Below are 22,853 nucleotides of genomic sequence, written 5' to 3'. Positions count from 1 at the left end.
TTTGTCTGCTCTGCCGTCGCCTGCGGAAAGCTCGAGTGTAATGGGGTTCCGGATGACCGAAACCCCTTTTTCATGCGGCGAACGTCAGCGTGCGTTGACCATCTGCGCCAGCGCACGGGCGCGGGCGAGGCAGGCGGGCTGCTGGTCGATAAAGCGCTCGGCGCCGATTTCCATGATCAGCGTCGTGTCCGGCAGGAAGCTCAGTTCGGAAAAGATCTCGTCCCAGGCAATATCGCCCCAGCCGATCGGCAGGTGCAGGTCGCCAATGCCAAGGGCGGTTGCTTCTGCCGGGTGGAAGAATTTTGTCATCGTGTAGGGACGGCCAAAGCTGTCATGGACGTGCAGGTGGCCGGTGACCGGTGCCATGGCGCGCAACTGGTCGCGGAAATCGAGACCCTTGAAGGTGGATTCGATATAGGCATGGCTGAAGTCGATGAGGGCAACGACATTGTCGTGACCGATGGCGCGGACCGTTTCAGCCACCTGGCTCGGCGTCTGGCGATACTGGCCGCTTTCGGTGGTGAAGATGTTTTCGAGCACGATCCGCACGCCATAACCCTTGGCGACATCGGCCATTTCGGACAGTGCCTCGCGCTCCATCTGATCAAGGTCAGCGCCATTTTCGCCGGGTGCCAGCTGGGCCGAGCCGGAGTGGTGAACAAGGATGCCGGCGCCGAGGCGGTTTGCCATTTCCAGCATGGCGCGCACGACCTGCTTTTGCAGGACGAGGTGCTCGCGGTCCATGAAGTTGGAACTGATCTGGCCATGCAGCGACAGCTTCTTGAACGCATACTGGCCAACGATCTCGATGACGCGGCTCATGCGATCTTCGATGATGCGGCCGCCCGAGACGATTTCCTCGCCATAGATGCCGATTTCGCAGGCGTCTGCGCCGGTGTCGGCGATTTCGCGCAGCGATGCGTCAAGCGTGGTGAGGTCGCCGCGGCCGGTACGGTTGCAGAAGCCGATGGCGGAAATGATGTCGGTCATGAGAGAACTCCGGTGTGCTGTGTCGTGGATGCGCTGCCGCGTGCAGCAGCGATGTCGGTGCCCGGGAGGGGGAATTCGATGCGACGGCCGGTCTCGGCGTCGAAGAAGTGCAATTGTTCCGGGGGGAGCGACAGCCAGACGGTGTCGCCGGCGGAAACGTCGGCATCCTCCGCCACGGCTGCGGCAAAGGCTTCGCCGGCGATCTCGCAATGGATGACGCGTCCAACGCCGAGTTCCTCGACGAAATCGATGCGCGCCGGAAGGCCCTTGCTCTCGGTTGTGAGACGGCATTGCTCGGGGCGAATGCCGACGATCACCTCACGGCCGCGCAGCGCATGCGCCACCAGCGGATCGATGGCGATGGCAGCGCCGTCGAGGCGCACGGTTGCGGTTTCCACCTCGATGCGCGTCGTAAACAGGTTCATTGCCGGCGCCCCGATGAAGGAGGCGACAAACGTGCTGGCCGGGCGGTGATAGATATCGAGCGGCCGGCCGACCTGCTCGACATGGCCGCGGTTCATCACCACCAGCCGGTCGGCAAGCGTCATGGCCTCCACCTGGTCATGCGTGACGAAAACTGATGTCGCCGACAGCCGCTGGTGCAGCTTGCGGATTTCAGCGCGCATGGTGACGCGCAGTTTTGCGTCAAGGTTCGACAGCGGTTCGTCGAACAGGAACACTTTTGGCTCGCGGATGATGGCGCGCGCCATGGCAACACGCTGGCGCTGACCGCCGGAGAGCGCTGCCGGCCGTCGCTCGAGGTAATCCTGCAGGCCGACGATTTTGGCGGTTTCGGCAATGCGCCGCTCGCGCTCGGCCTTGGAAACGCCCGCAACCTTCAGCGCATAACCGATATTGCCGGCAACCGTCATGTGCGGGTAGAGCGCATAGTTCTGGAACACCATGGCGCAGCCACGTTCACGCGGTTCCAGCTTGTTGACGACACGCCCGTCGATGGCGATCTCGCCGGCGGTGATGTCTTCGAGGCCGGCAATCATGCGCAACAGCGTGGACTTGCCGCAGCCGGAGGGGCCGAGGATGACGACGAATTCGCCGGAATCGAACGACAGGTCGATGCCGTGCAGCGTCGGGGTCTTGCCGTAGCTCTTGCGCACGGCGCGGATCTGGATATCAGCCATTTTAGTCAAACCTTGTTTTCTTGAGACGACGCGCGGGCGGTCACTTTTCGGAGGAGACCAGGCCGCGGACGAACCAGCGCTGTAGGACTGCGACGACGATGACCGGCGGGGCCATGATGATCAGCGAACCGGCCAGCGTCACGTTCCAGTCGGGAATGCCGTTGTCGGAGGGCAGAAGGGCGCGCAGCGACATCATCACCGTCTTGTAGGACGGGTCGGTCACCATCAGCAGCGGCCAGAGATACTGGTTCCAGCCATAAACGAACATGATGGTGGTGAGCGCCAGCATGTTGGTGCGCGACAGCGGAAGCAGCATGTCAAAGAAGAAACGCACCGAGCCCGAGCCATCCATGCGGGCGGCTTCCGCCAGTTCGTCCGGCAGCGTCATGAAGAACTGCCGGTAGAGGAAGGTGCCGGTGGCCGTCGCAATCAGCGGCAGCGTCAGGCCGGCATAGGAATTAAGCAGATTCCACTCGATGGAGATGTCGAGGCCGAAAAACCCAAGGATGGATTTGATCGGCTGGAAGAGGTCGGCGGCTACGGCATAGGTCGGCACGACGCGTACTTCGAGCGGCAGCATCAGCGTGATGAACACGCTCCAGAAGAACACATGCTTCAGCGGGGTGCGGAAGAACACGATGGCGAAGGCGGTGCAGGCCGACAGCGCGACCTTGCCGGCCGTGACCAGAGCCGCCATGATCAAGCTGTTGGTCATGGCGGTGCCGAGATCCGCCCGCGTCCAGGCGGCGCTGGCATTCGTCATGAATTCGCCCTGCGGCAGGAAGCTGAAGGGGACTGCATTCACCTGCGGCATGGTTTGGCTGGCGCCGGCGAGGACGACGAGGAAGGGGCCGAGCAGCAGGAGGAAGCCGATCACCATGATGGCATAGGTGAAGGCATCGGCATAAGGGGTGCGCTGGATCATTCCGGCCTCACTTGTAATGCACCCGCTTCTCGATGAAGCGGAACTGGATGAAGGTGAAGACCATGATGAGCCCGATCAGGATGATGCTCTGTGCGGATGCGCCGGAATAATTGAGACCCTGGAAGGCTTCGTCGACGATGCGATAGACCATCACCTCTGTGCCGTGGTTCGGACCACCGCCGGTGACGGAGTGCACGATGCCGAACGTATCGGCGCCGACAAAACCTTCGGTCATCATGGTCACAAGCAGGAAGAACAGGGTGGGTGCGAGAAGCGGCACCTGCACGTCGATGGCCCGGCGGAAAGGCCCGGCGCCATCCATGGCAGCAGCTTCTCCAAGTGCGCGGGGCACCGATTGCAGGCCGGCCAGCAGGAAGATGAACGTATAACCCGACCACTTCCAGATGAAGATGATGATCACAAGCGCCAGCGCATGGCTGCCATATTTGGCCGGGTTCCACAGATCCGGCGACAGCGCATTGATGGAGGCGGCAAGCCCGCGCTCGGGCGACAGGATGAAGCGAAAGGCCATGCCGGCGGCAGGACCCGCGATGGCAAACGGTAGAATGTAGAAAAAGCGGAAGAAACCGGACCCGGGCAGCTGGCGATCGACCGCAAGCGCCAGTGTCAATCCGATGAAAATGCAGAAAAACGGTCCGACGGTTGCAAAGATCAGGCTGACGACGACCGAATTCCAGTAGAACGGGTCAGACAGCGCTTCCGTGAAATTGGCAAAGCCGACAAATTCCGCAGCACCACCAAACGGTGGCTCCAGCGTGAAGGCCCAGTTCACCACAGCCGCAACAGGCCAGTAGAAGAACAGGAGGATCAGGACGAGCTGCGGCAGGGCAAACAGAACAGGTAGCCACCAGCTCTTGAATACGGCGCGTTTTTCCATGAGTGGACCAATGCAAGACGATCAGCAGGAGAGGGGGAGCCGGCCGTATGCGGCAGGCTCCCCCGATGACATCAGGCAGAAGAGGATCAGTTCAGCTTCTGGCCGGCATAGGTCTTTTCGAAGCGACGCAGCACGACGTTGGAGCGCTCTGCCGCCTGGTCCAGTTCCTTCTGAACATCGGCGTTCTGCATGAAGATGGCTTCGAGCGAGGTCGCGACTTCCTTGCGGATCTGCGTGAAGCCGCCGAGGCGGATACCACGAGTATTTTCAGACGTCGGCGTGTAGGTGAGGCTGGCGATGGCCAGTTCACGACCCTTGTAGGGTGCCTTGTCGTAGAAGCCGTTGGCCTTCATGGCATCAAAGCCGGTCTTGGTGACCGGGATGTAACCGGTGACCGTCGACCACCACTGAACCATCTCCGGCTGGCCGAGGAAGTTGAGGAAAGCGGCAGCGCCCTTGTATTCAGGGTCCGGACGGCCGGCCATAACCCACAGCGATGCACCGCCGACGAGCGAGTTCTTGCGCTCGGTGCCCTTCCAGACGGGCAGCATGGCGGCCTGCCACTTCACACCTTCCGGAAGCGTCTTGCCGACGGTGCCGTGGTCGGCAATCGAGGTCTGCATCATCTGGCAGGTCTGCGAGGTGAAGGCGGGCACGATATCCATGCCAAGCTGCTTGGTCTTGACGACGAACAGCTTCTCGTCCTGCATCTTCTTGAAGAATTTGACGTGATCGACGAACTTCGTCTTGTTGAAGACGACTTCGGCATCAAGACCCTGATAGCCGTTTGCCTTGGTGGCGATCGGCTGGTTATGGATGGCAGAAAACTGCTCCATGATCGCCCAGGTGTCGAAGTTGAAGCCGAGCGGGCACTCGTAGCCTGCGGCCTTCAGCTTGCGGGCGGCTTCTTCAACCTGTTCCCAGGTCTCCGGCTTGAAGGTGATGCCGGCCTTTTCGAAGGCGGTCTCGTTGTAATAGAACATCGCCGTCGAGGAGTTGAACGGGAAGGACTGCAGTTCGCCGCCGGCCGTTGCGTAATAGTTGGCAATGCCGCCGAAATAGTTGTTCCAGTCGATCTTGTAGCCGTTGTCGGCCATCAGCTTCTTGGCCGGGATGAAGGCGCCCGACAGCATCAGGTCCAGCGTGCCGGCATCATAGATCTGGGTGATGGCCGGCTGCTTCTTGGCGCGGTAAGCGGCAATGGTGTTCTGCAGCGTCGCATCATAAGCGTTCTGCGAGGTGCAGACGATCTCGAAATCGGTCTGCGTGTCGTTGAACTTCTTGCAGGCATCCTGCACGCGTTCGCCCAGATCGCCGGAAAGGCCGTACCAGAATTCGAACTTGGTTTTTTCAGCAAAGGCCGGTGCTGCCCCCAGCGTCGTGGCGGCCATCAGGCCGGCCAGAACGGTCTTCAAAGCAAAAATCTTCATCGCGAGTGCCTCGTTTCAGGACTATGTTTCCGGCGTCTGTCCCCCCGGAAATCGAGGGGCGGTTTACCGGCCATTTGTGATGGATCGAGCAACGTTCCGTGACGGGTTGATGAAGTTTTTGATGCGGATCGATGACAGGCCGGCCAGAATACCCGCAAGACGTGCGGCGGCTGCCACCGCTGGCATCCCCCTGACGCCCGCGCCTTGTCCCTTGGTCAACGGGCCGCTTTTGATGAGTTCGAGAGGTGTTTCAGGCACAAGGGGTGGAGTTTTCAGGGCGTATATGCGATGGGACGGATACAAATACACAAGGCAGATCCGATCATCCGAACGCTCTTTTCCACGCTGAAACCCTCTGGCCGAACCGGCGTCGCGCTTGCGACATCCGTGGTGCAGAGTTTTCTGCTGGTGGTGCTTCTGGTGCTGTCGGGGCCGCATCCTGCCGAAGACGCCAACCCTTCCCTTGCTGTTTCGTCCGCTCCGCTGCCACAGCACATGGCTTTTCTCGGCAAGCGGGATGCAGTCCGGATCATCCTGTCCGCCGATCAGCGGGTGTCTGGCAAGGTCCGTGCATCGGACCCGCCGGATGCTATTGTGCCGAATTCCCCGGCACTGCTTCTGCCGCTTCGCACGCAGGCTGCCGCTCTCGATCTTCCGCGCCGTGGTTTGGCTTCGGCTGCCTTTACCGCCTTCCAGCCTCGCGCTCCGCCATCCGCATTGGCCTGATCCCACGGGACGAAGAAACTCTTCGTCATCACGATCACCATATGCGCGCGCCAAAAGCCCAAGGGCCGTTGCGTGCTGCATTCTATGCTGGATATCGCTAGTGAAAAACTCAACATGGAAGGTGGTGACCTATCTGGTCATCATCCTGGTCGGGCTGCTTGTCGCCCTGCCGAATGTCTTGTCGGACAAAACCCTTGAAAGCTGGCCGTCCTTCCTGCCGAACCAGAAGGTATCGCTGGGGCTTGACCTGCGCGGCGGATCGCATCTTGTGCTCGAAGTGGACCGCCCCGCACTTGGGGACGAATGGCTGCAGACCCTGACGCAGGAGGCGCGCGTTGCCCTGCGCGAAGCCGGTGTCGAGATACGGTCCGTGCAACGGGAGAAAACGGCCGTCGCCGTCACGCTTGCCGATGCGCAAAAGCGTGAGGCGGCCCGCACGGCGCTGTCAGGCCTTTCCAATCCGGTTGCCACAGGGCTTAGCACAAGCCAGGATCTGACCATTGCCGACCGGGGCACGGACGCACTGACGATCCGGCCATCGGACGCGGGCATCACCCACCGCATGAGCAGCGCCGTCGAGCAGAGCCTGGAAATCATTCGCCAGCGCGTTGACCAGGTGGGTGTCGCCGAGCCCGCAATTCAGCGCGTCGGCAGCGACCGGGTGCTGGTGCAGCTGCCCGGTGAGCAGGATCCCTCCAACCTTCGCGCCCTTCTCGGTTCCACCGCCAAGATGAGCTTTCACCTCCTGGGGCGTGAAGGCGACCGTGGCGTGACCATGCGCGCCGACGAGGAAGGCCAGAATTATCCCGTTGAGGACCGGGTGCTGCTTTCCGGTGACCGGCTGACGGATGCGCGCGTCGCCTTCGATCCCAACAACAACCAGCCTGTGGTCAGCTTCCGCTTCGACCAGACGGGTGCCACCCGTTTTGCCGATATCACCCGCCAGAATGTCGGCCGGCCCTTTGCCATCGTGCTCGACGACAAGGTCTTGAGCGCGCCCGTCATCCGCGAACCGATCACCGGCGGTGCGGGACAGATTTCCGGCGCGTTTTCTGTCTCGAACGCCAATACGCTGGCAGCGCTTCTGCGCGCCGGCGCGCTTCCGGCGAAGCTCACTGTCATCGAGGAGCGCACGGTCGGCGCCGATCTCGGCGGCGATGCGATCGAGCGGGGCATCACCTCCGGCCTCATCGGTTTTGCCCTCGTTGTCGTCTTCATCCTCGCTCTTTATGGGGGCTGGGGCATTCTGGCCGTCGTGGCGCTGACGCTGAACGTCATCCTCACCTTTGCCGGTCTCAGTATCATCGGGGCAACGCTGACGCTTCCGGGCATTGCCGGCATCGTGCTGGGCATCGGCCTTGCGGTCGACGCCAACGTGCTGATCAACGAGCGTATCCGCGAGGAAAGCCGCAAGGGAAGGGGGGCGTTTGCCGCCATCGATCTCGGCTTCAACAAGGCCTATTCCACCATCATCGACAGCAATGTCACGGCGTTGATCGCAACCGTGTTGTTGTTCTGGTTCGGCTCCGGGCCGGTGCGCGGTTTTGCCGTCACGATGGGGCTTGGCATTGCCATCTCGATGTTCACGGCCGTCTCGGTCGTGCGTGTCGCGATGATTGCCATTGCCGCCCGCGCCAGGCTCAAGACAATCAATATCCGCCCGCTTCTGCCGCTCGGCCTCATCCGCGACGGCACCAGGATCGACTTCATGAAGGCGCGCATGGTGGGCATCGGCATCTCCGCCTTTCTCTCCATCTCCTCGATCATCCTGTTCATCACGCCGGGCCTCAATTACGGCGTCGATTTCAAGGGTGGCATTCAGGTGGAGGTCTCGACTGGCGCGCCGGCGGATCTGTCGGCCTTCCGTTCCGGCATCGAAGGGCTGGGGCTTGGCGAAGTGGCGCTGCAGAAATTCGGCGACCGCAACCACATTCTGCTGAGGCTTGAGCGCCAGCCGGGGCCTGAAACCGCCCAGACCGAAGCCATCGAGAAACTGCGCAGCGAGATCGTCCGGATCGATCCCTCCGCCAAGATCGAGCGCACGGAAGTGGTGGGACCGAAGGTCAGCGGCGAGTTGGCAACGGCCGGCATCACCTCGGTGGTGCTCGCAAGCCTTGCAATGCTCATCTATATCTGGGTGCGCTTCGAATGGCCGTTTGCCGTCGGGGCGATTGTCACGTTGATCCTCGATGTTACGAAAACGGTCGGTTTCTTCGCGCTGACCGGGCTCGATTTCAACCTGACGGCAATTGCGGCCCTGCTGACGCTTGTCGGTTATTCCGTCAACGATAAGGTGGTGGTCTATGACCGAATGCGGGAAAACATGCGCCTCTACAAGGCCATGCCCTTCCGCGACCTGATCAACCTGTCGATCAACGAAACGCTGGCCAGAAGCCTCTATACATCAGCCACGGCTTTCCTTGCCATGGTGCCGATGGCAATCTGGGGCGGCAGTGCGGTGGAAAGCTTCGCCATCCCGATGGTGTTCGGCATCTTCATCGCCGCATCGTCTTCGGTGTTCATCGCAGCACCGATCCTGCTCTTCCTCGGCGACTGGCGCACCCGGCGCAAGGCGGCGGCTGAACAGGCAATCGAGGCTGGCGCCCGGACCTGATCGCCGGGTGGGTAACAGTTGGAAACAGCGATCTGAACCATCGGCGCCATCGAGTGCCGATGGTTATCTCTCGGCCGTGCCGGCACAGATGCCGATCGTTTCGTCGCTGACCTGGATGAAGGCAATCCCGCCCTGTTCGAACGCAAGGCGAAGCTGGGCTTCGGTGGCGCGGTGGGCCTCGTGGCGGCTGCCCTCATAGTCACGAATGGTGCTGCGAGACACGCCGGACCGTTCTGCAAGATCGGTTTGCGTCCAATCGAGAAGCCCGCGGGCAGCCCGACAGAGAGACGGACTTAATATTATGGTCGCTTTGGGTTGACCCATTGCAGCACGTTGCCCATATTGGTCGATATCAATCATATATGGCGTTTACGTGCAGATTGCTAGATGGGTCCAGCAGCCCTTTTCAACCTGCATCGTATGAAGACGGAAGGATCTGGGGCATTGGGATAACGTTTGAGCCATTTCTTCTGGTCGTCCTTCTGGCTCTGCCGTTTCTGGGTAGCCTGGCAACAGGTCTTATCCTCAACACCACCTCGCGTGATCTTCCCGTTTTCGTGGCCGGTGCCGTCACGCTGCTTGCGGCGCTCTTGACGGCGAGCTTCTATCCGGCGCTTGCCAATGGCAATGTGCTGCGCTTCGAGGCGCAATGGCTTCCCCAGTTCGGGCTGAATTTTACGCTGCGCATGGATGGTTTTGCATGGATCTTTGCCATGCTGATCACTGCGATTGCCTTTCTCGTCGTGCTTTACGCCCGCTATTATATGTCGGAAGACGATCCGATCCCCCGCTTCTTTGCCTTCCTGCTCGCCTTCATGGGCGCCATGCTCGGCATTGTCATTTCCGGCAATATCATCCTCATCTCGGTGTTCTGGGAACTGACCAGCATCTTCTCCTTCCTGCTGATCAGCTACTGGCACAACAATTCCACCGCCCGCGACGGCGCGCGCATGGCGCTGACGATCACCGGCATCGGCGGTTTCTGCCTGCTGATCGGCATGCTGCTCCTCGGCAACATCGTCGGCAGCTACGATCTCGACAAGGTGCTGGCTTCAGGCGATGTCATTCGCAATCACGCCCTTTACCTGCCGGCGCTGATTTTCATCCTGCTCGGGGCGCTCACCAAGAGCGCGCAGTTTCCGTTCCATTTCTGGCTGCCCAATGCCATGGCGGCGCCAACACCTGTTTCGGCCTTCCTGCATTCCGCAACGCTGGTAAAGGCCGGCGTCTTTCTGCTGGTGAGGCTCTGGCCGGTTCTGTCCGGCACCTATGAATGGTTCTGGCTGGTCGGACTTGCTGGCGTTCTCACGCTTCTGCTCGGCGCCTATTTCGCCATGTTCCAGCAGGATCTGAAGGGGCTGCTCGCCTATTCCACCATCAGCCATCTCGGCCTCATCACCACGCTCTTGAGCCTTGGCAGTCCGCTGGCGACGGTGGCGGCCATCTTCCACATGCTGAACCATGCGACCTTCAAGGCCTCGCTGTTCATGGCCGCCGGCATCATCGACCATGAGACCGGCACGCGCGACATGCGACGATTAAGCGGGCTGTTCCGGTTTTTACCGATTACGGCCACGCTTGCGATGGTGGCGAGCGCCTCGATGGCGGGTGTGCCGCTCCTGAACGGTTTCCTGTCGAAGGAGATGTTCTTTGCCGAAGCGGTGGAAACGCATGCCGATTCCATCCTCGACAAGGCGCTACCCTATATCGCAACCCTTGCCGGCGCGTTCAGCGTCACCTATTCGCTGCGCTTCATCCATACGGTGTTCTTCGGGCCAAAACCCACAGACCTGCCGGTTGAAAAGCCGCATGAGCCGCCGCACTGGATGCGCTTTCCGATCGAATTCCTGGTCATCGTCTGCCTCGTCGTCGGCATTGTGCCGGCCTATTCCATCGGGCCTTTCCTGCATATGGCAGTGGAAAGCGTGCTGGGCAGCCAGACGCCGGAATATAGCCTGTCCATCTGGCATGGCTTTAACCTGCCTTTGCTGATGAGCGTGATCGCGCTTGTCGGCGGCGCGCTGCTTTATGTCCTCTTGCGCGGATATTTTGCCCGCTGTGCCGATGGGCCGCCTTTCCTGCGCAACCTGCGTGGACAGCGCATTTTCGAGCGTGTTCTCGTTACCGTTTCCTGGCGCTGGGCGCGCCTTGCCGAAAGCCGCATGGGCACGCGCAATCTCCAGCCGCAACTGCGCTGGGTTGTTGCCTGCGGTTTCCTGGCGGGTCTGTTGCCGCTTTACGTCTCGGGTTTCGAGCCACGCCTTTTTCGTTTCACCGGCATTGATCCGGCCTTTGCGGCGCTCTGGGCCATTGGCATCGCGCTGTCGCTCGGGGCGGCCTATATGGCGAAATACCACCGGCTGGCGGCTCTCGTCATGCTGGGTGGCGTCGGGCTCATCGTCTGCATCACCTTTGTCTGGCTCTCGGCGCCGGATCTCGCCATTACCCAGTTGCTGGTCGAGATCGTCACCACGGTTCTTATTCTTCTCGGCCTGCGCTGGCTGCCGAAGCGCAATCCTGACATGGGCGCCTTCATTTCGCTGCGCGGCCGCTTTCGCCGCTTCCGCGATCTGGTTCTGGCAATTGCCTGCGGTGTCGGCATGTCCTTCATCGCCTTTGCCGTGATGACCATGCCGGTGCCGGATGCGATTGCCACCTACTTTCTCGAAAACGCCTATGCGCAGGGCGGCGGCCGCAATGTCGTCAACGTCATCCTGGTGGATTTCCGCGGCTTCGATACGCTGGGCGAAATCGCTGTCCTCGGCGTCGTGTCGCTCACCGTCTTTGCCCTGCTGCGCCGTTTCCGGCCCGCGTCCGACAGTATCGAGATGCCGGAGCAGCAGCGCATCCAGAACCGTTTTGACGAGGAGCAGCCGGAGCGGGCGCCCGGCGATACGGTGCGCGATTACCTTCTGGTGCCCTCGCTCATCATGCAGTGGCTGTTTCCTGTCATCATCACCTTTGCCGTCTATATCTTCATGCGCGGTCACGACATGCCGGGCGGCGGCTTTTCGGCGGGACTCACCATGTCGATTGCCTTCCTGGTGCAGTATCTAGCCGGCGGCACACGCTGGGCGGAAGACCGGTTGCGGATCCTGCCGCTGCGCTGGATGGGCGGCGGGCTGCTGACCGCGCTGGCGACCGGCATCGGTGCCTGGTTCCTCGGTTATCCCTTCCTCACCTCGCATTTCCGCTATATCGAGCTGCCGCTGATCGGCAAGATGCCGGCGGCAACCGCGCTTCTGTTTGATCTCGGTGTGTTCTCTCTCGTCGTCGGTGCCACGGTGCTGATCATGGTCGCCCTTGCCCACCAGTCCGTGCGCATCCGGCGGGTACGCAGCAACGATGCGGCGGCAAAGGCGGAGGAGGCCTGACATGGAACTCGTGTTGTCCATAGCCATCGGCGTGATGACCGGCTGCGGGGTGTGGCTGATCCTTCGCCCGCGCACCTATCAGGTCATCGTCGGGCTTGCGCTTCTGTCTTATGCCGTCAACCTGTTCATCTTCGGCGTCGGCGGGGTAAAGAGCAACCTGCCGCCAATCCTGGAGGATGGCGTCGTCTCCTCCACGCTCTCCGATCCGGTGCCGCAGGCGCTGGTGCTGACGGCCATCGTCATCGGCTTTGCCACGACGGCGCTTTTCCTTGTCGTGCTCTTGGCCTCGCGCGGCCTGACGGGCAACGACCATGTGGACGGGAGGAACGAGCGCAAATGAATGGCTGGGAGCACCACCTCATTATCGCGCCGATCCTGGTTCCCATGATCGCGGCCGCACTGCTGCTGTTCTTCGACGAGCGCAAACGCGTGACGAAGGCCATGATCAGCCTCGCCTCGACGATCATTCTCTGCATGATCGCCATCATCCTGTTTCGCATCGAAAGCGGGCCGAACAGTTTCGAAGGCGTCTACCTCCTCGGCAACTGGGCAGCACCTTTCGGCATCGTTCTGGTGCTGGATGGTCTTTCGGCGCTGATGCTTTTGCTGGCAGCACTTCTTGCCATCGCAACGTTGGTCTTTTCGCTGGCGCGCTGGCATGGCGTGGGCGCGCATTTCCACAGCATGTTCCAGCTGCTGCTGATGGGGCTGAACGGTGCCTTCCTCACCGGCGATCTGTTTAACCTCTTCGTCTTTTTCGAGGTGATGCTGGCGGCCTCCTACGGTCTCCTGCTGCATGGTTCGGGACCGCTGCGCGTTAAGGCCGGCATGCATTACATCGCCGTCAACCTGGTGGCGGCGCTGTTCTTCCTCATCGGCGTCAGCCTCATTTACGGCACGGCCGGCACGCTCAACATGGCCGATCTTGCCGCGCGCATTCCCCAGATCGAGCCGGACCGGCGGATGCTGATGGAAGCAGGCGCCGGCGTGCTGGGCGTTGCCTTCCTCATCAAGGCCGGCATGTGGCCGCTCTGCTTCTGGCTGCCGACAGCCTATAGTGCAGCCTCTGCACCGGTCGCCGGCATCTTTGCCATTCTGAGCAAGCTCGGCATCTACGTCATTCTGCGGCTGACCATGCTGCTGTTCGGCGAGGGACCGTCCGCCGGCTTCGGTGCCACCGTTCTGCTCTGGGGCGGCACGGCGACCCTCATCTTCGGCACGATCGGCGTGCTGGCGTCGCAGGCGCTCGGACGCATGGCCGGCTATAGCGTGCTTGTTTCCTCCGGTACGATGCTGATGGTGCTCGGCATCAATGATGGCGCGATCTCGTCCGGGGCGCTGCTTTATCTCGTCAGTTCTACCTTCACCATCAGCGCCTTCTTCATGCTGATCGAACTGGTGGAGCGTGGGCAGGATGCTGGCGCCAACGTTCTCGCCGTCACCATGGAGGCTTATGGCGATGGCGACGAGGACCGGCCGGAAGACGGTGAAGGTGTGACCATGCCGGGCACGATGGCGATCCTCGGCACCTGTTTTGCCGCCTGCGGTATTCTTCTCGCCGGCCTGCCGCCACTCTCGGGTTTCATTGCCAAGTTTGCCATGCTCTCGGCCATGATGGGCACCGGTGCCATCGGCGTGCCGCCGACGCCGGCCGTCTGGCTGCTCTGCGTGCTGGTCATCCTGTCGGGCGTTGCCGCGCTCATCGCCATGACCCGCGTCGGCATCCGCACCTTCTGGAGTTCGCTCGAAAACGTGGTGCCGCGCGTGCTGGTGATCGAGCTGGTGCCCGTGATGTTCCTGTTGTCGCTGACGCTTGCGCTGTCGGTGCAGGCGGGGCCGGCCATGCAATATATGGATACCACCATCCGCACGCTGGCAAACCCGGCCGTCTATATCGATGCGGTGCGCAATGCTGCGACCGTGGAGGGCTGGAAGGAACGCAACGCCAAGAGCGGGGAGGTTGAATGATGCTGCCTTATCCCGTTCTTGCCGTCTGCCTGCTTCTGATGTGGCTGCTGCTCAACGGCTTCAGCTGGGGCCATCTGGTGCTTGGAACCCTGGTTGCCATCTTTGCCTCCTGGGCGCTTGCTTCGCTTCGCCCGGACAAGCCGAAACTGCGCAAGTGGTGGCTTGTGCCCAAACTCTTTGCCGTGGTGTTCGTGGATATCCTGCGCTCGAACCTTGCCGTTGCGGCTCTCATTCTCAAGGGCAAGCGCCGCCCGCACACGTCGGGCTTCCTGCTGCTGCCGCTGGAGATCCGCGACAGCACGGCACTGGCCCTGATGGCGATCATCCTCACGAGCACGCCGGGCTCGGCCTGGCTGGAATATGACAGCCGCGACGGGACGGTGCTTCTCCACGTGCTCGACCTCATCGACGAAGAGCAGTGGATCGCCACGATCAAGCATCGCTACGAGGCCCTGTTGCTGGAGATTTTTGCATGAGCGCCGTGATCCTTCTCACCGCCATTTCCATTGCCCAGCTGCTGATTGCGCTTGCCATGGCGATCGCCTCGGTGCGCATGTTTCGCGGCCCGCGCGCGCAGGATCGCATCATCGGGCTTGATACCCTCTACATCAACGCCATGCTGATGCTCGTCACCTTCGGCATCGGAACCGGGCGCACCATCTATTTCGAGGCCGCCCTCGTCATCGGCATGCTCGGCTTCGTGGCAACCGTGGCGCTTGCGAAATTCCTCATGCGCGGCGAGGTGATCGAATGATACAGCCGGTTTCCGACCTGCCGCTGTGGGCGGCCATCGTTGTCGCGGTCTTCCTGATCGGCGGATCGCTGCTGGCGCTGATCGGAGCCATCGGCTTTTTACGCCTGCCGACCTTCTACGAGCGCCTGCACGCGCCGACACTTGGCACCAGCTGGGGTGTCGGCGGCGTCATGTTGGCCTCGATGGTCTATTTTTCCGTCGCCTCCTCGCGCCCCGTCCTGCATGAAATCCTCATCGGCCTTTTCGTGACGGTGACGACGCCGATTACCTTCATGCTGCTGGCACGCGCAGCCCTTCACCGCGACCGGGCGGAAAACAACGGCAACGTGCCGGAAAAACACCAGCATGACCTGAAGGACGTCGAGGTGGTCAAGGGAAACAACGAGGAGAACTGATCCTTCACATCATACAGGCTGCTAAATTGGTCTGATCTATGATGCGTCTTGATTGATTATTTCGCACATTGGTCATACAGCTATCCGGCAGGGATCGGAGGCTCTTATGGATCGTGAGCGTGAAAGTTCGCCGCAGCCGGTGACAATGCCGGATGCCGAGGCTGTCGCGGGGCCGGGTAGGCATCGCCTCGATTTCCTCACCTGGGAAAGACGCCCCTCGGATATTGAGGACGAGACCCACAGCAAACGCCTGCGCGATCTCGAAGCCTATGCGGGCGCCCGTTTTGCAGAGGGCGTGTTCATTGCCGAAAACGCCAATATCCACACCGACCGGCTGGTGATGGGGGCGGCATCCTGGATTGCCGGCCACGCGCTGGTGCGAGGCGATGTGGAGATTGGCGACAACGTTTCGGTCAATCCGTATGCCTGCCTCTCCGGCCGGCTTCGCATCGGAAACGGCGTGCGCATTGCCTCGCATGTCAGCATGATCGGCTTTAATCACGGCTTTGACGATCTGGAGACGCCGATCTATCGCCAGCCGCTGACTTCGCTCGGCATCGTGATCTGCGATGATGTCTGGATCGGCGCCAATGCCGTGCTTCTGGATGGCGTGACGGTCGGGCGTGGTGCCATCATCGCGGCCGGTGCGGTGGTGGCAAAGGATGTGCCTGATTATGCCATTGTCGGCGGCGTGCCGGCGCGGGTCGTGCGCATGCGCGGCAAGGCGGCGTCTCCGGTGGAAAGCCCGCAGGCTGTGACGGAAAGACAGTTATCGGCTTTCAACCTCACTGCACAGGAAGGCTGGCGGGCCGCGCTCGATCACTACGGCAAAGACGGTCAATACCTCTCCGCCGATGCCGGCGGCACGGTTGCGCCCCGGATCCGCCATCTCTGCGATGCCATCGAAATTGCGTCAGCCTTCGGTGCTGAATCTGAGCGGTTCGACAAGGCTGCCACGATCGCCCGGCTGCAATCCTGTCAGGATGAGGAAACCGGGCTGTTTCCCGATCCGAACCATCGCCGTGAAGGGCTGCTGCGTGATGATCCGACAGCACTCTATAATGTGCTGGCGGTTGGTTATGCGCTGGAATGTTTGAGTGCTGCCCCTCTGCGGCCGGTCGAACTCGTCGAGAAGATGGACAGTTTCCAGCTTGTCGAATGGCTGGAAGGCCTGCCTTGGGCTACACGCGCCTGGCACAGCGGCGCCACCGTTGATGCCATTGCCACGGCGCTTTATCTCAATGCCCGCTATTTTGGCGGCGGTCGCCACCGCCCTACGCTGTTCGGCTGGCTGGCGCTGAATGCCGATCGTACCACCGGCCTCTGGGGGCGCTCGACAGAGGCCGAAGGTTTTCTGCAGCCGGTCAACGGCTTTTATCGCCTGACGCGCGGCTCTTATGCGCAGTTCGGGTTGCCGGTGCCTTATCCGGAAGCAGCCATAAACACGGTTCTCCTCAACTATCGCCAGCATGAGGGATTTTCGGGGGGCGGTTTTAACGCCTGCAACCTGCTCGACACGATCCATCCGCTGATGCTCTGCCTGAAACAGACCGATCACCGGCGCGAGGAGGCAAGGCAGATCGCCCGCTCCATCCTCGACAGGATCTGCGGGCGCTGGATGGCGGGTGGCGGTTTTGCTTTTGCCGAAGGCCAGGGCCCGAGCCTGCAGGGCACGGAAATGTGGCTCTCGGTGATCTGGCTTGCTGCGGACTGTCTCGGCCTGTCGCACGTTCTGTCTTTCAGGCCGCGCGGCATCCATCGCCTTGCCCCTGCGCTTCTCTAAAGCGCGTCAGCGCAGCAGCGTCGAGCGGATCTTTTGGAGCGCAGCCTCGTCATCGGAGCCATAGGGGATCATCCCCTTCAGCCGCCCGTCGGCGCCCACCATCAGCAGCGATGTCGTGTGGCTCATGTGATAGTCGCTGTCATCGCCATAGGTGCGTGCCGCGTGGATCATCCAGCCCTCCGTCACCTTTTTCATCTCGGCATCGGTGCCGGTGATCCCGGTGATGCGGTCGGTGATCGAGGTGACGTATTCATGCATGACCTCAGGCGTATCGCGCGCGGGATCGATGGTGAAGAAATAGGCCCCGAGCTTTTTGCCTTCCGGCCCCAGCTGCTTCAGCCAGCCGGAGACTTCGAACAGAGTGGTCGGGCAGACTTCCGGGCAATGGGTGTAACCGAAATAGACAAGCGCCGGTCCACGTTTGAACAGGGTCTCGTCGACCGGGTTGCCCCGGTCGTCGACCAGCGAAAATGCGGCATGGAACGGGCCGGGGCGGGCGCGGGCACTATCAGCCGACACCCACACCATGATGGCAACCAGAACCGTGACGAGAATGCCGGCAAGGCCAAAAGCTGCCAGTGAAAGCGGCGCGCGGGTCATTTTCCATGGTCCTTGTGCGCGTCATGGCCGCCCGCCTTATCGCCACCGGCTGGCCCAACGACGAATTCGACCTCGACCGGACCTGCCTTTTCGAAGTTGAGCGTCGCCTTGATCATCTCGCCTTCCTTGAAGGGCTGGGTGACGTTCGTGAACATCACGTGATAGCTGGCGGGCTTCAGCTCCACCGTTTCATGGGCGGGTACATCCAGGCCGTTGGGCAGCGGGCGCATTTCCATGATGGCGCCGTCCATTTTCATCTCGTGGATCTGAACGTCGGGTGAGCGATCCGAGGTGACGCTGACCAGCCGGTCGGCGGTGTCGCCGGTATTGACGATCTTGAAGTAACCGCCGCCAACCTTGGCGCCCGGCAGCATGGCGCGGGAATAGGGATGGCCGATTTCGAGCGCGCCGACCTTGAAGCCGTGGGCAGAAACGCCCTGCGCGAGGAGGAGAAACAAGGCGGTGCAGGCCGCTGCAATCTGTCTTTTCATCATTCTGTTCCTGTTTTCTCGTGGGTTTCAAATAGAGGGTTTGACGGTGTTCGGGTAGGGCAGTCGGGTGTTTATCCGCCCGGCTGCCCGAAGGCTTTTTGACGCAGGCTTTTCAGCCGATGGCCCGCTTCAGCGGTTTCAGATGCCTGAAGATCAGAAGGTCGGCTGCGATGACGGTCAGAAGCACCGCGCCGGAGAGCGGAAACAGAACAGAAAGCACCAGCATCACCAGTGCGCCGCCTTTCCAGAGCGGCCCCGGCTCGGTCACGGTCGGCGCCATCAGGCGAAGGCCCGCCCGCTTCGGCCGTCTTTTCCACCACATCACCACGCCGCTTGCCGAGAGGAAGAGGATGGAGAGGCAAAACAGCGTGTTGAGCGCGATATTCCAGACCCCCATGTCGCCTTCATGGAAGGCAACGCCGACGGCCATGGCCTTGCCGGCCACGCCGTAATCGGCAAAGGCGACGTCTGCCAGGATCCGGCCGGTGTAGCGGTCGACATGCACCGTGCGGTCCGACAGCGGGTTGCTGCTGTCATTGCTCATGGTGTCGCGGGCCATCGTCCAGACGCCTGTTTCGCCGCCCGGAAACGACAGCTGGAACCGGTGATCGAAGCCGAGCGCACGGGCAAGTGCCACCACGCTATCCAGATCGACCGGCTGGCCTTCGGCAATGCCAGTGATGCCGGCGCTGGAACCGGAGGCCGGCATCGGCGTCTGCTCCAGCGTCCACGGCACGTTCTTCACGCCGTCATGGTTCATGCTGGCATGGGTTTCATCGGAAAGCGGCACATTGTCCCATTTTTCGGCCGGGAACGTGCTCCAGGCCTGGGTGAACTTTTCACCCCAGATGCCAGCCCAGGTGAGGCCCGACAGCAGAAAGGTGAGAAGGATGAGGCTGACGTAAAACCCGACCGTCCGGTGCAGCGATTTCCACCATTGCCGGCCCTCAGACGAAAACTGCGGCACGAGAACGCTGCGCCAGCCCGTATCGCGCGGCCACCAGAGATAAAGGCCGGTGATGACAAGCATCACCGCAAAACCGGCGGCAATCTCGATCAACCGGTCGCCGACGGTGCCGATCAACAGCGTGCCGTGGATGGTGTCGGCGAGATCGTAGAGAGCGGTGCGGCGCTCCCATTGACCAAGCACCGCGCCGCGATAGGGATCGACCGCCACCATGATCGATTGCGTCTCGGAGTTGACGCGAAAGAGGGCGGCCTGATCGTCGGTGCGCGGCGCGATATATTGTTTCAGGACGCCATCAGGCACCGCGGCAAGCGCGGCATCTGCCTGCTGCGAGACTGCGACCGTCTGCGCTGCGGGCGTCACTGAATAGAGGTTTTCGCCATCGCGGCCGGAGAGCACCGACGACCACAGCATGATGAGGCCGGTCACGGCCAGCATCGCCAGAAACGGCGCCACATAAAGCCCGGCATAAAAATGCCAGCGCCAGGCGGTGATATAGAACCGGCGCTGAAAGCCGGCGGCGGGTTTTGCTTCGATATCCTGCGCAACGGTGCTCATCGGGCGGATATCCTGAAGAGGCATGCGGGGGAAAGACAACGCAGGGAGGGCAGCGGTGAAGACTGCGCCACGGCTGGAGACATGGAAAACGGCAACATTTTAAAAAATCCGGCTTGCGCGCCAGCGTGCCACATCAGGCAGGGTCAGGACCGGCGCAGGCTGAAGGATCCGGCAGCCTTAAAGAGGCGGCAGGGGTTTCAGGCAATCAGGCCGGATGGGGGCGCGCGGGGGCCGGTGTTTGGGGGATAAAGCTGGCGATGATACGCCTCGAAACGTTTTGGCAGAACGGTGTTGCGAACCCGGACGACAACAGCCGGCGCCACAGCGGGCGGCGCGGGCAGGATCACGGAGGCATTGAGACGGCAGGCCTCGCACCCGGTGCCGCGACCATCCTCATGGGGATGCGACTTGCCGGTATCGTGGCTGGTGATGCAAAGGACGGGCAGCGTGCCATCCGGCAGCACTAAGGCTGCGATTTCGTTCAGCGGAATTCCGCCCGGGGCTGCAAGGACCGGGGCCTTGTGGGCAAATCCGAGGCACAACAGGGCGATCGCACACAAGATGCGCACCATCCCGGTCATGGATCTCTCCGGCCTCGTCATCTCGGTTGCAAGTCTGCCCGTTTATCGCTTCATCACGCGATGATGATTACACGCGGCCCCTAATGACGGCAATGCGTCAATTTTGCCCATGCCCATATGTCCATGTCTCCGCCTGCCGGCCGCTTGTTGCCGGTCAGTTTCTCCTGGCTGCAACGACAGGCCTTGCGTTCAGGACTCGGCGTGGTTAAAGGTGAAAATAAATTCATATTATGAATTTCATCGTCTAACTCAGGCGGTGTCTCTGGAGGCAGCCATGCGCAAGATGCCATCGTTGAAAGAGGAGCCGCGCAAGCCGAGGCTTGCGGAAGGGGTGATTGCGCAGCTGCGTCTCGACATTACCGATGGCCGCCTGGTTGCAGGCGCGCAATTGCCGACGGAGCCGGGATTGATCGAACGCTTCGGTGTCAGCCGCACGGTGATCCGCGAGGCTTTGGCGGAACTGCGGGCGGCAGGCCTCGTCAAGGCAGAGCAGGGACGCGGCGTCTTCGTCTGCGACATGCCGCCGGGTAACGAGCCTTATCTCAGCGCCGAAGATCAGGGCTCCATTCCAAAAACGCTGGAAATGCTGGAGCTTCGTGTCGGCATCGAGACCGAATGTGCAGCTCTTGCCGCTGTGCGACGTTCATCTGCGCAGGAATTCGAGATCCGCGCCTGCAATGACGAGATGGCCGACCTCGTGGCGGAAAAGGCATCCGCCTCGCAGGCGGATTACGATTTTCACCTCGCCATTGCCCGCGCGACCCATAACAGCTTCTACGTCAATGCCCTTGTCCGCTTCGGTTTGAACGCTATTCCGCGCGCCAACCTGCCCAACCTCGCCTCCTCGCACAGCGAAGCCTATCTCGGGCAGGTGGTGGAGGAACATGGCCGCATTGCCGATGCCATTTCCGCGCAGGACCCCGATGCCGCCCGCGCTGCCATGCGCCGGCACCTGGAGGGCTCGCAGGAGCGTTACCGCGCCATTGCCCGGGCGCTGCGGCCAAAAACCGCAGGAACGCCGTAAACCGTCGCGTTTCGTCTGAAGGCTTGCGCAAGTCATATGATGACTATATGACTTGTTGGCGTCATGGAATGACCCTGTCCCGTCGATCGACGGATCGAACGAAGGCGATGGGCAAAGCCTGACGATGTCTGTCGCTTCAGCTCTTTCCAGGGCTTGCAGGCGCACCCGGTGGAGGTCGGGTGAAAAGGACAAGCCTGCCGTTTGGCCTCAGGGCCTTGCGGCAACCGGGGGAGTGGAGGCCTTCCGGTTGAAGAATTGCCAGCACGAAGGAGGAGGGTGTCATGGCATGTTTCACACGAAGGAATTTTCTGCATGGCGCGGCGGCAACGGCTGCTCTGTCGGGGCTGGCAAGTCGGCCTGCCCGGGCATCCGCGCGCACGATCCGGCATTTCTGGTGGGGCAATCCCGAGCGCGACCGGCGTACCTTCGAGGTCATCAAGGCATTTCAGGCGCGTCATGCCGACATCGAGGTGTCCGGCGAGACGATCGGCTGGGGTGATTACTGGACGAAGGTCGCCACGCAGACGGCCGGGCGCAACATGCCCGATCTCGTGCAGATGGATTACCGCTACCTGTTCGAATATGTGCGCCGCGGCGCGCTTCAACCGCTGGACGGCTTCATCGGCAAGAGCTTGATGATTGGCGATTTCGACAAGGCGCCGCTTGAGGGCGGCATGGTGGATGGCAAGCTTTATGCGCTCAACATCGGCTCCAACAGCCAGGTGATGGTCTATAACAGCCGCATCTTCCAGGAGGCCGGCATCGATGTGGATGTGCTGGACTGGACCTATGAGCAGTTCGCTCAGGTCTGCGAAAAGATCACCGCCAAATCCGGCGGCAAGATGAAGGGGTCTGACGATCTCTCGCTCACCATCGACATGCTGGAATCCTTCGTGCGCCAGAACGGCCGGGAATTTTACGATGCCGAGGGCAATGTCCAGGCGACGGTGGAGGATGCGACCGCGTTCTGGCAATACTGGGCCGATCTGCGCAAGGCAGGTGTCGTGCGTGACAAGGGCAAGACCATCGTTTTGAGCCCGCCCTTGTCGGACACGGGCATCGTGACCGGCGACACCGCCATGGGCCAGCATTGGTCGAACCAGCTTGTTGGCATCCAGGCGCTGATGAAGGACGAGATCGGTGCCGGCATGGTGCCGAAAATGGCCAACGGCCGGCCCGGCCAGTTCATCAAGCCATCGATGTTCCTGTCGCTATCGCGCGACAGCCGTGATGTGGAGGCGGCAATGCTTTACATGAACGACTGGGTGACCGACCCGCAGATCACGGCAATTTTGGGCATTGAGCGCGGCATTCCCTGTTCACCGCGCGTGCGCGAGGCGCTGAAGCCGAACCTCAAGCCGGTGGAAGTGCTGTCGGTCAATTTCTTCGATGCCATCCAGGGCAAGGTTGCGCCCGTGCCGCCACCGCCGCCCAAGGGGGCCGGCGAGGTTCGCGACGCCTTCATGCGCATCGGGACGGATGTGGTCCTCGACCGCACGAAGCCGGCCGATGCCGCATCCATGTTCATCGAAGAGGCCGCGTCCATTATCGAGCGCGCCCGCTGATACTGACCAGCTTTCCCACAATGAACCTCTTTCATTGTGGGAAAGCCCGGAACGCTCGCAAAGGCCCTGCC

Annotated in this window: 21 protein-coding genes; 11 read left to right on the top strand and 10 right to left on the bottom strand. The window is 61.5% G+C overall.

Translation table 11 applies throughout. The annotated features are described in order from the left end of the window. Positions 1–84: 84 nt before the first annotated feature. The 5 genes from AC4CWH_RS25760 to AC4CWH_RS25740 form a co-directional block, all read right to left on the bottom strand. Positions 85–990 (bottom strand): sugar phosphate isomerase/epimerase family protein, encoded by a 906-nt coding sequence (locus AC4CWH_RS25760; protein WP_491322353.1) that lies wholly within the window; start codon positions 988–990, stop codon positions 85–87. Continuing rightward, positions 987–2,129 carry a sn-glycerol-3-phosphate import ATP-binding protein UgpC gene (locus AC4CWH_RS25755; RefSeq protein WP_491322352.1) on the bottom strand — a complete coding sequence of 381 codons (1,143 nt, stop codon included), beginning with the start codon at positions 2,127–2,129 and terminating at the stop codon, positions 987–989. Before AC4CWH_RS25755 ends, AC4CWH_RS25760 begins: the two co-directional genes overlap by 4 nt. A gap of 40 nt (positions 2,130–2,169) precedes the next feature. Continuing rightward, positions 2,170–3,054: an ABC transporter permease subunit gene (locus AC4CWH_RS25750; protein WP_491322351.1), complete on the bottom strand. Its 885-nt coding sequence runs from the start codon at positions 3,052–3,054 to the stop codon at positions 2,170–2,172. Positions 3,055–3,061: 7 nt separating this feature from the next. Next, positions 3,062–3,952 (bottom strand): carbohydrate ABC transporter permease, encoded by an 891-nt coding sequence (locus AC4CWH_RS25745; protein ID WP_491322350.1) that lies wholly within the window; start codon positions 3,950–3,952, stop codon positions 3,062–3,064. Between the two features lie 86 nt (positions 3,953–4,038). Next, positions 4,039–5,382: an extracellular solute-binding protein gene (locus tag AC4CWH_RS25740; protein WP_491322349.1), complete on the bottom strand. Its 1,344-nt coding sequence runs from the start codon at positions 5,380–5,382 to the stop codon at positions 4,039–4,041. 288 nt (positions 5,383–5,670) lie between these two features. On the opposite strand from AC4CWH_RS25740, the gene AC4CWH_RS25735 reads away from it, so the two are divergent. Further along, on the top strand, positions 5,671–6,108 hold the full coding sequence (locus AC4CWH_RS25735) for a hypothetical protein (RefSeq protein WP_491322348.1): 438 nt from the start codon (positions 5,671–5,673) through the stop codon (positions 6,106–6,108). A 100-nt stretch (positions 6,109–6,208) separates the two neighbouring features. After that, positions 6,209–8,722, top strand: a complete 2,514-nt coding sequence (gene secD / locus AC4CWH_RS25730) for a protein translocase subunit SecD (RefSeq protein WP_491322347.1) — start codon at positions 6,209–6,211, stop codon at positions 8,720–8,722. A 63-nt stretch (positions 8,723–8,785) separates the two neighbouring features. On the opposite strand, the gene AC4CWH_RS25725 is transcribed toward secD, so the two are convergent. Beyond that, positions 8,786–9,082 carry a helix-turn-helix domain-containing protein gene (locus AC4CWH_RS25725; protein ID WP_491322346.1) on the bottom strand — a complete coding sequence of 99 codons (297 nt, stop codon included), beginning with the start codon at positions 9,080–9,082 and terminating at the stop codon, positions 8,786–8,788. An 89-nt stretch (positions 9,083–9,171) separates the two neighbouring features. Between AC4CWH_RS25725 and AC4CWH_RS25720 the strand changes: the two genes are divergently transcribed. The 7 genes from AC4CWH_RS25720 to AC4CWH_RS25690 all read left to right on the top strand — a co-directional run bounded on the left by AC4CWH_RS25720 (position 9,172) and on the right by AC4CWH_RS25690 (position 16,996). Beyond that, a complete protein-coding gene (locus tag AC4CWH_RS25720; RefSeq protein WP_491322541.1) occupies positions 9,172–12,096 on the top strand; it encodes a monovalent cation/H+ antiporter subunit A in 2,925 nt (974 codons plus the stop codon). A gap of 1 nt (position 12,097) precedes the next feature. After that, positions 12,098–12,436: a Na+/H+ antiporter subunit C gene (locus AC4CWH_RS25715; protein WP_491287862.1), complete on the top strand. Its 339-nt coding sequence runs from the start codon at positions 12,098–12,100 to the stop codon at positions 12,434–12,436. Then, positions 12,433–14,064: a monovalent cation/H+ antiporter subunit D gene (locus tag AC4CWH_RS25710; RefSeq protein ID WP_491322345.1), complete on the top strand. Its 1,632-nt coding sequence runs from the start codon at positions 12,433–12,435 to the stop codon at positions 14,062–14,064. Before AC4CWH_RS25715 ends, AC4CWH_RS25710 begins: the two co-directional genes overlap by 4 nt. After that, entirely contained in the window at positions 14,064–14,540 is a 477-nt protein-coding gene (locus AC4CWH_RS25705; protein WP_491322540.1) for a Na+/H+ antiporter subunit E, read from the top strand. Before AC4CWH_RS25710 ends, AC4CWH_RS25705 begins: the two co-directional genes overlap by 1 nt. Then, a complete protein-coding gene (locus AC4CWH_RS25700; protein ID WP_491287858.1) occupies positions 14,537–14,818 on the top strand; it encodes a K+/H+ antiporter subunit F in 282 nt (93 codons plus the stop codon). Before AC4CWH_RS25705 ends, AC4CWH_RS25700 begins: the two co-directional genes overlap by 4 nt. After that, positions 14,815–15,213, top strand: coding sequence for a monovalent cation/H(+) antiporter subunit G (gene mnhG, locus AC4CWH_RS25695; protein ID WP_491322344.1), 399 nt, complete (start codon positions 14,815–14,817; stop codon positions 15,211–15,213). The genes AC4CWH_RS25700 and mnhG overlap by 4 nt, the downstream gene beginning before the upstream one ends. A 145-nt stretch (positions 15,214–15,358) precedes the next feature. Next, positions 15,359–16,996, top strand: coding sequence for an acyltransferase (locus tag AC4CWH_RS25690; protein ID WP_491322539.1), 1,638 nt, complete (start codon positions 15,359–15,361; stop codon positions 16,994–16,996). Positions 16,997–17,002: 6 nt separating this feature from the next. Here AC4CWH_RS25690 and AC4CWH_RS25685 read toward each other — a convergent pair whose 3' ends face one another. The 4 genes from AC4CWH_RS25685 to AC4CWH_RS25670 form a co-directional block, all read right to left on the bottom strand. Then, entirely contained in the window at positions 17,003–17,596 is a 594-nt protein-coding gene (locus tag AC4CWH_RS25685) for an SCO family protein (RefSeq protein ID WP_491322343.1), read from the bottom strand. Continuing rightward, positions 17,593–18,087 carry a copper chaperone PCu(A)C gene (locus tag AC4CWH_RS25680; protein WP_491322342.1) on the bottom strand — a complete coding sequence of 165 codons (495 nt, stop codon included), beginning with the start codon at positions 18,085–18,087 and terminating at the stop codon, positions 17,593–17,595. The genes AC4CWH_RS25685 and AC4CWH_RS25680 overlap by 4 nt, the downstream gene beginning before the upstream one ends. Positions 18,088–18,199: 112 nt before the next feature. Then, complete coding sequence (locus AC4CWH_RS25675) at positions 18,200–19,612, bottom strand: PepSY-associated TM helix domain-containing protein (protein ID WP_491322341.1); 1,413 nt, start codon at positions 19,610–19,612, stop codon at positions 18,200–18,202. A gap of 197 nt (positions 19,613–19,809) precedes the next feature. Further along, positions 19,810–20,193, bottom strand: coding sequence for a hypothetical protein (locus tag AC4CWH_RS25670; RefSeq protein WP_491322340.1), 384 nt, complete (start codon positions 20,191–20,193; stop codon positions 19,810–19,812). Positions 20,194–20,467: 274 nt separating this feature from the next. Between AC4CWH_RS25670 and AC4CWH_RS25665 the strand changes: the two genes are divergently transcribed. Both AC4CWH_RS25665 and AC4CWH_RS25660 read left to right on the top strand, forming a co-directional pair. Beyond that, complete coding sequence (locus AC4CWH_RS25665; protein WP_491322339.1) at positions 20,468–21,217, top strand: FadR/GntR family transcriptional regulator; 750 nt, start codon at positions 20,468–20,470, stop codon at positions 21,215–21,217. Between the two features lie 281 nt (positions 21,218–21,498). Then, positions 21,499–22,782, top strand: coding sequence for an ABC transporter substrate-binding protein (locus tag AC4CWH_RS25660; RefSeq protein WP_491322536.1), 1,284 nt, complete (start codon positions 21,499–21,501; stop codon positions 22,780–22,782). The last annotated feature ends 71 nt before the right edge of the window (positions 22,783–22,853 follow it).

It is taken from the genome of Neorhizobium sp. PAMB6716 (assembly GCF_058242805.1).
The sequence above is the reverse complement of the archived record's forward strand: the minus strand, read 5'-3'. Positions and strand labels throughout refer to the sequence as shown.